Origin of the sequence: Herbidospora cretacea (assembly GCF_001570605.1) — a bacterium.
Taxonomy (GTDB): domain Bacteria; phylum Actinomycetota; class Actinomycetes; order Streptosporangiales; family Streptosporangiaceae; genus Herbidospora; species Herbidospora cretacea.
In genome coordinates this window covers 192,177-200,573 of record NZ_BBXG01000014.1, presented here as the reverse complement: position 1 = coordinate 200,573, position 8,397 = coordinate 192,177, and the positions used below count along the sequence as shown (strand labels likewise).

General features: G+C 72.2%; 9 protein-coding genes. 5 read left to right on the top strand and 4 right to left on the bottom strand.

The features are described 5' to 3' along the window. Together AW270_RS38020 and AW270_RS25710 are read left to right on the top strand one after the other, a co-directional pair. A partial coding sequence (locus AW270_RS38020) for an IS5 family transposase (protein WP_157522624.1) occupies positions 1-561 on the top strand: 561 nt, incomplete at its 5' end. Positions 562-773: 212 nt separating this feature from the next. Then, positions 774-1,835, top strand: coding sequence for a PLL family lectin (locus AW270_RS25710; RefSeq protein WP_157522621.1), 1,062 nt, complete (start codon positions 774-776; stop codon positions 1,833-1,835). 195 nt (positions 1,836-2,030) lie between these two features. Here AW270_RS25710 and AW270_RS25705 read toward each other — a convergent pair whose 3' ends face one another. Both AW270_RS25705 and AW270_RS25700 read right to left on the bottom strand, forming a co-directional pair. Next, a complete protein-coding gene (locus tag AW270_RS25705; RefSeq protein WP_061298411.1) occupies positions 2,031-2,627 on the bottom strand; it encodes a ClpP family protease in 597 nt (198 codons plus the stop codon). Further along, positions 2,624-3,250 carry a ClpP family protease gene (locus tag AW270_RS25700; RefSeq protein WP_061298409.1) on the bottom strand — a complete coding sequence of 209 codons (627 nt, stop codon included), beginning with the start codon at positions 3,248-3,250 and terminating at the stop codon, positions 2,624-2,626. The genes AW270_RS25705 and AW270_RS25700 overlap by 4 nt, the downstream gene beginning before the upstream one ends. Before the next feature lie 148 nt (positions 3,251-3,398). On the opposite strand from AW270_RS25700, the gene AW270_RS25695 reads away from it, so the two are divergent. The 3 genes from AW270_RS25695 to AW270_RS25685 all read left to right on the top strand — a co-directional run bounded on the left by AW270_RS25695 (position 3,399) and on the right by AW270_RS25685 (position 6,554). After that, positions 3,399-4,562: an NAD(P)/FAD-dependent oxidoreductase gene (locus AW270_RS25695; protein WP_061298407.1), complete on the top strand. Its 1,164-nt coding sequence runs from the start codon at positions 3,399-3,401 to the stop codon at positions 4,560-4,562. A 77-nt stretch (positions 4,563-4,639) separates the two neighbouring features. Then, the gene (locus AW270_RS25690; RefSeq protein ID WP_439649073.1) at positions 4,640-5,440 is read left to right on the top strand and encodes an RNA polymerase sigma-70 factor; all 801 of its coding nucleotides are present in this window, start codon (positions 4,640-4,642) and stop codon (positions 5,438-5,440) included. A gap of 64 nt (positions 5,441-5,504) precedes the next feature. Then, positions 5,505-6,554 (top strand): NAD-dependent epimerase/dehydratase family protein, encoded by a 1,050-nt coding sequence (locus tag AW270_RS25685; protein ID WP_061298403.1) that lies wholly within the window; start codon positions 5,505-5,507, stop codon positions 6,552-6,554. On the opposite strand, the gene AW270_RS25680 is transcribed toward AW270_RS25685, so the two are convergent. Together AW270_RS25680 and AW270_RS25675 are read right to left on the bottom strand one after the other, a co-directional pair. Next, complete coding sequence (locus AW270_RS25680) at positions 6,532-7,641, bottom strand: sensor histidine kinase (protein ID WP_061298401.1); 1,110 nt, start codon at positions 7,639-7,641, stop codon at positions 6,532-6,534. The genes AW270_RS25685 and AW270_RS25680 overlap by 23 nt on opposite strands. Beyond that, entirely contained in the window at positions 7,638-8,348 is a 711-nt protein-coding gene (locus AW270_RS25675; RefSeq protein ID WP_245674848.1) for a response regulator transcription factor, read from the bottom strand. Before AW270_RS25675 ends, AW270_RS25680 begins: the two co-directional genes overlap by 4 nt. Positions 8,349-8,397 lie beyond the last annotated feature (49 nt).

Genomic DNA, 8,397 nt, shown 5'->3' with positions numbered 1-8,397 from the left:
GTAGTGCAGGAGCGCCAAACGGCGCGACGATGGTTACGGCTGCGGCACGGCATCCGGCTGAAGCTTGCCGCGCTGGGACGCTCACGGGGTGGGCTGACCAGCAAAATCCACCTCTCGGCCGATCGGCGGTGCCGGCCGCTGTCCTTCGTTCTCACTCCAGGTCAGGCCGGAGACAGCCCGCAGTTCCGTGCAGTGCTGTCAAAGATCAAGGTTCGAGTTCCGATCGGCCGTCCACGCACCCGACCCGGGGCGGTAGCCGCCGACAGGGCCTACTCCTCGCGCGGCAACCGCGCCCACCTGCGTGAGCGCGGCATCAAAGCCGTCATCCCGGAGAAGAAGGACCAAGCCGTCCATCGCAAGAACCGCGGCTCACTCGGCGGCCGCCCCATCAGCCACGACCCCATCCTCTACCAGCAGCGCAACACCGCCGAACGCTGCATCAACCAGATCAAACAATGGCGAGGCCTGGCCTTCCGCTCCGATAAGACCCCTGGCAGCTATTTGGCCGGGCTCCATCTACGCGGTGCCCTTCTGTGGATCCGAAGCCTTCAGCCCGGATGAAGATCCGAAGTCCGTACAGGCCCTAGTTCGCCTGCGGTAGGTGCTCGCCGGGCACGGGGTGCTGATCTTCGGCGCGACGCTGGTCTTCGGCCATCTTGTCCGCCGTCGCGGGAGCTCCTGGCCGATCGTTTGCCGGTCTCCGGCTTTCCATCGAGGCAAATATCGGCATATGCGCAATGGAGAAAGCGGACACGATGGGATGAGGTGGGCGCGTGGGTGCCGTAATGAACAGCGACGGACGGCTGGAGGTCTTCGCTCTCGGAAGCGACGGCGCCATCTGGCACAGCTGGCAGAAGGGGCCGTCGGCCGGGCCCTGGGCGTCCTTTCAATCGCTCGGCGGGAGTCTCGTCACGGGGCCGGCGGCGATCCGCTTCTTCGACCGCCTGCGCGTCTTCGCCCGGGGCGTCGATGGCACGCTGTGGCACCTGAGCCAGATCGCGCCGGGCAACGGCTGGGGCTCCTGGCAGTCGCACGGCGGCTCGCTCACCGACGAGCCGGCCGTCGCGACCAACGCCGACGGCCTGCTCCAGGTCTTCTCCCGCTGGAGCGACGGCCAGCTCTGGACCTGTGTCCAGGACGGCCCCGACGGGCTCGGCCAGTGGAGGCCCCTCGGCGGCCAGATCACGGGCAGCCCTCATGTGGCGATGCACGCCGACGGGCGTCTCACCGTCTTCGCCCGCCACGTCGACGGCACCCTGCGCCACATCTCCCAGACCAGCCCCAACTCGGGCGCGGAGAACTGGACGTCGGACTGGCCCATCCTCACCGGCCCGGTGAGCCAGACGCCGGTCGCCGGGGTGCTGGGCGCAGACCTGCGCATGGACGTGCACTTCGTGAGTGTGGGCGACGAGCCCCGGGTGGTCTGGCAGACCGCGCCCGCCGCCGCGCAGTGGGGCGGGCCGGCCTCGATGGGCGGGGTGGTCACCTCGGCGCCGGTCGTCTCGCGCAACCTCGACGGCCGGTGTGAGCTCTTCGCGATCGGCACCGACCGCCGCCTCTACAACACTTGGCAGACCGCGCCCAACAACGGCTGGTCGGGCTGGAATCCGATGCCCCTGACCAACCTGGTCGGCCGGATCTGCGTCGCCCGCAACGGCGACGGACGCCTGGAGGTCTTCGGGATCAACGACGTGGGCGACATGGTCCATACCTGGCAGAACGCCCCCAGCGCAGGGCCGTGGCACCACGAGTCCCTCGGCGGGCAGATGCTGGGCGGCCTCGGCGTGCGGCTCACCCGGCTGGGGTCCCGGGAGGGCTGGCACTTCCGGGAGTGATCAGGGCGTGACCCGGATCCGCGCCAGGGTCGCCGGACAGGGGATGACCTCGGCTCTGACAGCAGTTCCCGCAGCCTCCGGTCGCACTCCGGCGGCCGCGCGCCGAACCGGCAGCGTTGGACGAGAGCAGCCCTCCGGTCGTCGCGCACCGCCCTGCTCGGCGTGACCACGTCGATCGCGGCGCGGTGCCCGCGGTCAGGTGCGGGAGTGCTGCTCGATGATCTCGTCGAGGAGGCCGTATTCCATCGCCGCCCTTGCGGTGAACACCCGGTCGCGGTCGGTGTCGGTGCGGAGCGTCTCGACGGTCTGGCCCGTGTGACGGGACAGGATGCGCTCGATGTCGGCCCGGACGCGGACGACTTCGTCGGCCTGCAGGATGAGGTCGGGGATCGCGCCGCGCCCCTGGGCGGCCGGCTGGTGGAGGACCACCCGCGCGTGGGGGAGGGCGGCCCGTTTGCCCTCGGCCCCGGCCGCGAGGAGGACCGCGCCCACCGCGATGGCCTGGCCGACGCAGGTCGTGGCGACCTTCGGGCGGATGTAACGCATCGTGTCGTAGATGGCGAGCATGGCGCTCGGGTCGCCGCCTTCGCAGTTGATGTAGAACTGGATGTCGGCGTCGGGATTGTCGGACTCCAGGAAAATCAACTGCGCGATGAGCGCGTTCGCGACACCCGCGTCGATCGCCGTGCCGAGATAGACGATGCGCTCGGTGAGCAGATGTGAATAGACGTCGAGAATGCGCTCGCCGCGCGAATTGCGGGCGATGACGTTGGGAATCGTGTAACTGCTCATCGGGCCGCTCCTTCGGTGACGCCGAAACCGAGCCGGTGGTGGGCGAGCGGCGCGATCTCGCCGAAATCGCTGACGATCGAATCGATGAAGCCGTAGTCGAGCGCCTCCTGCGCCGTGTACCAGCGGTCGTGAAGGGAGTCTTCGAAGATGCGCTCCACGGGCTGGCCGGTGTCCTCGGCGATGAGGCCGAGCACCGTGTCACGGGTGTGGCGCAGGTCGCTGGCCTGCAGTTCGATGTCGACGGCGGTGCCGCCGATCCCGGCCGACCCCTGGTGCATCAGCACCCGCGAGTGGGGCAGCGCCCGGCGTTTGCCCCTGGCTCCCGAGGAGAGCAGGAACTGGCCCGCGCTGTAGGCGATGCCGAGCACCAGCGTCGACACGTCACACGGAATCAGCCGCATGATGTCACGGATCGCCAGCATCGACGGAACGGAACCACCCGGGGAATGGATCCACAAGGCGATGTCGGATGAGGGATCCTGCGTCGCGAGGGTTATCAACTGGGTCGTGAGAAGGGTGCCGTTGTCGTCGTCGAGAGGTCCGTCGAGAACGAGCGTCCGCTGCTCGTAAAGCCGCCGCCGCAAATGCGCGTCGAACAGAGGCGCTTTCGATTCTTCACTCATGCGTCCATCATGTGAGGCCGCCCCGCCCCACATCGACCCGATCCGCCTGCGGCGGATCCGCTCAGAGCAGCGTGACCTGTCTCACCCGCTGTCACAGCTTCCGATCAGGCGGTGTCTTGATGCCGTACCTCTGAGCGAAGGGCATCTGATGGACAAGAGCATCCACGTGGTCGTGATCGGCGGCGGATACGCCGGTGTCCTGGCGGCTGACCGGCTGACCCAGCGCGACGACGTCTCGGTCACGCTCGTCAACGCCCGGCCGAATTTCGTCGAGCGGATCCGCCTGCACCAGTATGTGGGCGGCTCCGACGACGCGGTCGTCGGCTACCCGGCCGTCCTGGCCGACGGCGTCCGGCTGGTCGTCGGCACCGTCACCCGCATCGACGTGGCGGATCGCAGGGTGACCCTGGCGACCGGCGGCTCGATCGGCTACGACTACCTGATCTACGCGGTGGGCAGCGGCAGCGCCGAACCGGGCGTGCCCGGAGCGGCCGAGTTCGCCTACCCGCTCGCCACCCTGGAGGAGGCGCAGCGGCTGCGGCCGGTTCTCGACGCGGCGCCCGCCACGGCCGCGGTGACGGTGGTCGGGGCCGGTCCGACCGGCATCGAGACCGCGGCCGAACTGGCGGAGCTGGGCCGCGCGGTGACGCTGGTGTGCGGGCCGGTGCTCGGCCCGTATCTGCATCCGCGGGGCCGGCGTTCGGTCGCCGGGCGGCTGGCCTCGCTCGGCGTGAACGTCCTCGAAGGCGGCCAGGCCAGGGTCACGGCGGTCAGCCGCGAGGCGGTGCGCCTCGGGGACTGCCGCGAGCTGCCGAGCGCGGTGACCGTCTGGACCGCCGGATTCGGCGTGCCCGACCTGGCCGCGCGCAGCGGGCTGAGCGTCGACGCCCTGGGCCGCCTGCTCACCGACGAGACCCTGACCAGCGTCGACGACCCGCGTATCGTCGCGGCCGGGGACGCGGCGGCGCCGTCGGGCCTGCCCCTGCGGATGAGCTGCCAGTCGGCCACGAGAATCGGGGCGCACGCCGCCGACACCGTGCTCCGCCGCATCGCGGCCGAGCAGCCCGCGCCGCTCAACCTGGGCTTCTTCGGGCAGTGCGTCAGCTTGGGGCGTGGCGCGGGCATTTTCCAGTTCGCCCACCGAGACGACACCGCCAACCGGTTCTACGTGGGCGGCAGGCCGGGGGCCAGGCTCAAGGAGTTCGTCTGCCGGAGCACCCTGAAGCACCTGGCGGCGGAGGCCCGCAAACCCGGCTCGCTCACCTGGGTCAAGGACGGCAAGGGCGTGCGGGCACGGTCGGGTCGTCCGTGAGCGGCTCCGCGCCGGAGGAACCGGCGACCGACGCCTTCCTCGCCCACCGCAACCTGCTGTTCACCGTCGCGTACGAGATGCTCGGCTCGGCCGCCGACGCCGAGGACGTCCTGCAGGAAACCTGGTTGCGGTGGGTCAGGGTCGACCTGGAGCGGGTGCACGACCAGCGCGCCTACCTGGTCCGCATCACCACCCGCCAGTCGCTCAACCGGCTGCGCGGCATGAAGCGCCGCAAGGAGGCCTACGTCGGCCCGTGGCTGCCCGAACCGCTGCTCACCGCGCCCGACGTCGCCGAGGACGTCGAGCTCGCCGAGAGCATGTCGATGGCGCTCATGCTCGTGCTGGAGACGTTGTCGCCGACCGAGCGCGCCGTCTTCGTGCTGCGCGAGGCCTTCGGCGTCGGCTACGACGAGATCGCGGCCGCCGTCGGCAAGAGCCCGGCGGCCGTCCGCCAGATCGCCCACCGCGCCCGGCGGCGCGTCGAGACCCGCCGTCCCCGCACGAGGAGCTCCCCGCGCCAGACCCGGGCGGCGCTGGAGGCGTTCCAGCGGGCGGTCGAGACCAGGGACCTGCGGAGCCTGCTGCACGTCCTGGCCCCCGGCGTCGTCCTCATCAGCGACGGCGGCGGGGTCAGGCAGGCCGCGCTACGGCCCGTCACCGGCCGCGAGAAGGTGGCCCGCATGTTCCTGAGCGGCCTGGGCAAGGTCGACGGAACACTCACCGCCGAGCCTGCCGAGGTCAACGCCAACCCGGCGCTCCTGGTCCGCCTGGACGGCCGGATCGACGGCGTCCTGGCCGTCCGGGTCGAGGACGCCCGCATCACCGACCTGTACTACGTCCGCAACCCCGCCAAGCTGACCCGCCTGCGCTCGATCTGACGGAAGTCTTACGGCCGGACGCGGAACCCCCGCCCGGCCCGCCCGGTTTCGTAACGTCGCGGGCATGCGAGTACTCGTCACAGGTGGAGCCGGGTTCATCGGCTCACAGGTCGTCGCCGCGCTCAACGCCGCCGGGCATGAGCCGGTCGTGTTCGACGCCCTGCTCCCGGCCGTCCATCCCGAGGAGCCGGTGCTCCCGGACGCCGAATTCGTCAGAGGCGACGTCCGGGACGCGGCGGCGGTGGCCGGGGCGCTCCGGGGGGTCGGCGCGGTCTGCCACCAGGCTGCCATGGTCGGGCTCGGCGCGGACTTCGGCGACGCGCCCGGCTACGTCTCCTGCAACGACCTGGGCACCGCCGTGCTCCTGGCCGAGATGGCGCGCGCGGGGGTGACCCGGCTGGTCCAGGCGGGATCCATGGTCGTGTACGGCGAGGGCCGCTACACCTGCGCGGTCCACGGCGTGGTGCGGCCCGGTCCCCGCGCGGTCGCCGACCTGGCGGCGGGCCGGTTCGAGCCCCGCTGCCCCCGCTGCGGCGCCACCCTGCTTCCCGGCCTGGTCTGCGAGGACGCCCCGGCCGACCCGCGCAACGTCTACGCCGCCACCAAACTCGCCCAGGAACATCTGGCCGCCTCGTGGGCGCGGGCGACCGGCGGCCGGGCGGTGTCGCTGCGCTACCACAACGTCTACGGGCCGGGCATGCCGAGCGACACCCCCTACGCCGGGGTCGCCTCGTTCTTCCGCTCGGCGCTGGAGCGCGGCCAGGCCCCCAGGGTCTTCGAGGACGGCGGGCAGCGGCGCGACTTCGTCCACGTCGGGGACGTCGCGCGGGCCAACGTGGCGGCGCTGACCTTCACCGGGGAAGAGGGGCACACCGCCTACAACGTCGGCAGCGGCGAGCCGCACACCGTCGGCGAGATGGCCGCCGCCCTCGCCGCGGCCTTCGGCGGGCCGGCGCCGGTCGTCACGGGCGAATACCGGCTGGGCGACGTGCGGCACATCACCGCCGACTCCTCCCGGGCGCGGGACGAACTGGGCTGGAAGCCGGAGGTCGGGTTCGCGGAGGGGGTCGCGGAGTTCGCCCGCGCGCCGCTCAGGTCACCAGCGGCAGGGTGACCTCGAACCGGCAGCCGCCCGGCACGTTGCGTACATCGGCCTGGCCCGCGTGGGCCTCGACGATGCCGCGCACGATCGCCAGCCCCAGCCCGGCCCCGGCGGGCGGGGTGCGGGCGGCGGTGCCGCGCCAGCCGGTGTCGAAGACCCGGGGCAGGTCGTCGGCCGGGATGCCGCCGCACGCGTCGGTGACCGCCAGCACCGCGCTCTGGCCGCGCCGGGTGGCGCTCACCGCGACCGTGCCGTCGGCGGGGGTGTGCCTGATGGCGTTCACCAGCAGGTTGGCCAGGACGCGGGTCATCTCCTTGCCGTCGACCTCCACGGGCACGTGGTGGATCTCCTCCCCGACCAGCCGCACCCCGCGCTCGTCGGCCAGCGGCCCGGCCCCGAGCAGCGCGTCGGCGGCCAGGTCGCGCAGGGACATCCGGCTCGGCACGGGGGTGAACGCCCCCGCGTGGATGCGCGACAGCTCGAACAGGTCGCCGACCATCGCGGTCAGCCGCTCGACCTCGGCCCGGATCTGCCGGTGGTAGCGGCCCGGGTCGGCGGCCACGCCGTCCTCCAGCGCCTCGGCCATCGCGCGCAGCCCGGTGAGTGGGGTGCGCAGGTCGTGGGAGATCCACGCGACCAGCTCGCGGCGCGAGGCCTCCAGAGCCCGTTCGCGCTCCCGGGAGGCGGCCAGCTTCTCGCTGGTGGCGGCCAGTTCCCGGGCCAGGTCGGCCAGCTCGGCGGTGGCCGGGGCGGCGGGCGCGGCGAAGTCGCCTCCGTCGCCGAAGTCGCGGGCGGCCCGGGCGAGGTCACGGCTGCGGGCGACCACCCAGCGGCCCAGCACCAGCGCGGTCAGCAGCGACACCGCGGCGGCCATCGCGACCACCAGCGTCACCACCCACAGGTCGTGGGGGGACAGGAACATCGCCCACGCGACCGACAGCGTCCCGGCGAGCATGGCGGTGACCGCGACGACCGCCACCACGACCAGCGAGACCGCCACCGAACGCCGCCGCAGGAACATCAGCACACCCGCCCCCGCCAGCCCGGCCAGCGCCGCCCCGCCGAGCGCGAACAGCGCGATGAGCACCACGTCCTTCATTCCGGCCCTCCCTGATCGGATCCGGGGCCGAACCCGGGGTCGAAGCGGTAGCCGACGCCCCACACCGTGTGGATCAGGCGGGGCTGGGCCGGATCGTCCTCGATCTTGCCGCGCAGCCGTCTGACGTGGACGGTCACCGTCGACAGGTCGCCGAAGTCCCAGCCCCACACCTCCCGCATCAGCTCCTCGCGGGTGTGCGCCCGATGGGGATGCGACAGGAAATGGGCCAGCAGGTCGAACTCCCGCAGCGTCAGCGCGAGCTCGACGCCGTCCTTGGCGGCGCGGTGGGTCTCCGGGTCGAGCGTGAGCCCGGCCGCGCCCAGCGGCCCGCGCACCGCCGGGACGGCCGCCCGGCTGCGCCGCAGCACCGACTCGACGCGCAGCACCAGCTCACGGGGGCTGAACGGTTTGGTGACGTAGTCGTCGGCCCCCACCTCCAGCCCGGCGATGCGGTCGTCCTCCTCGCCCCGGGCGGTCAGCATGATCACCGGGACGGCGCTCGCGGCGCGCAGACGGCGGCAGACCTCCAGCCCGTCGAGGCCGGGCAGCATGAGGTCGAGCACCACCAGGTCGGGGCCTTCGGTGATCGCCCGGTCGAGCCCCGACGGCCCGTCGGCGGCGTGGGCGACCACGTGACCGGCGCGCACCAGATAGTCGGACACGACACCGGCCAGGGTGGGGTCGTCCTCCACGACCAGGATCCTCATGAGCCCAGCCTGGCACCTCAGACCACGCATAAGGGACGGCGTCCGCGTT

Bases quoted from the DNA above. Each gene is read 5' to 3' on its own strand.
- AW270_RS25705 (WP_061298411.1), bottom strand. From the start codon at position 2,627: ATGAGCAGTTACACGATTCCCAACGTCATCGCCCGCAATTCGCGCGGC.
- AW270_RS25700 (WP_061298409.1), bottom strand. From the start codon at position 3,250: ATGAGTGAAGAATCGAAAGCGCCTCTGTTCGACGCGCATTTGCGGCGG.
- AW270_RS25695 (WP_061298407.1), top strand. From the start codon at position 3,399: ATGGACAAGAGCATCCACGTGGTCGTGATCGGCGGCGGATACGCCGGT.
- AW270_RS25680 (WP_061298401.1), bottom strand. From the start codon at position 7,641: ATGAAGGACGTGGTGCTCATCGCGCTGTTCGCGCTCGGCGGGGCGGCG.
- AW270_RS25685 (WP_061298403.1), top strand. From the start codon at position 5,505: ATGCGAGTACTCGTCACAGGTGGAGCCGGGTTCATCGGCTCACAGGTC.
- AW270_RS25690 (WP_439649073.1), top strand. From the start codon at position 4,640: ATGCTCGGCTCGGCCGCCGACGCCGAGGACGTCCTGCAGGAAACCTGG.
- AW270_RS25675 (WP_245674848.1), bottom strand. From the start codon at position 8,348: ATGAGGATCCTGGTCGTGGAGGACGACCCCACCCTGGCCGGTGTCGTG.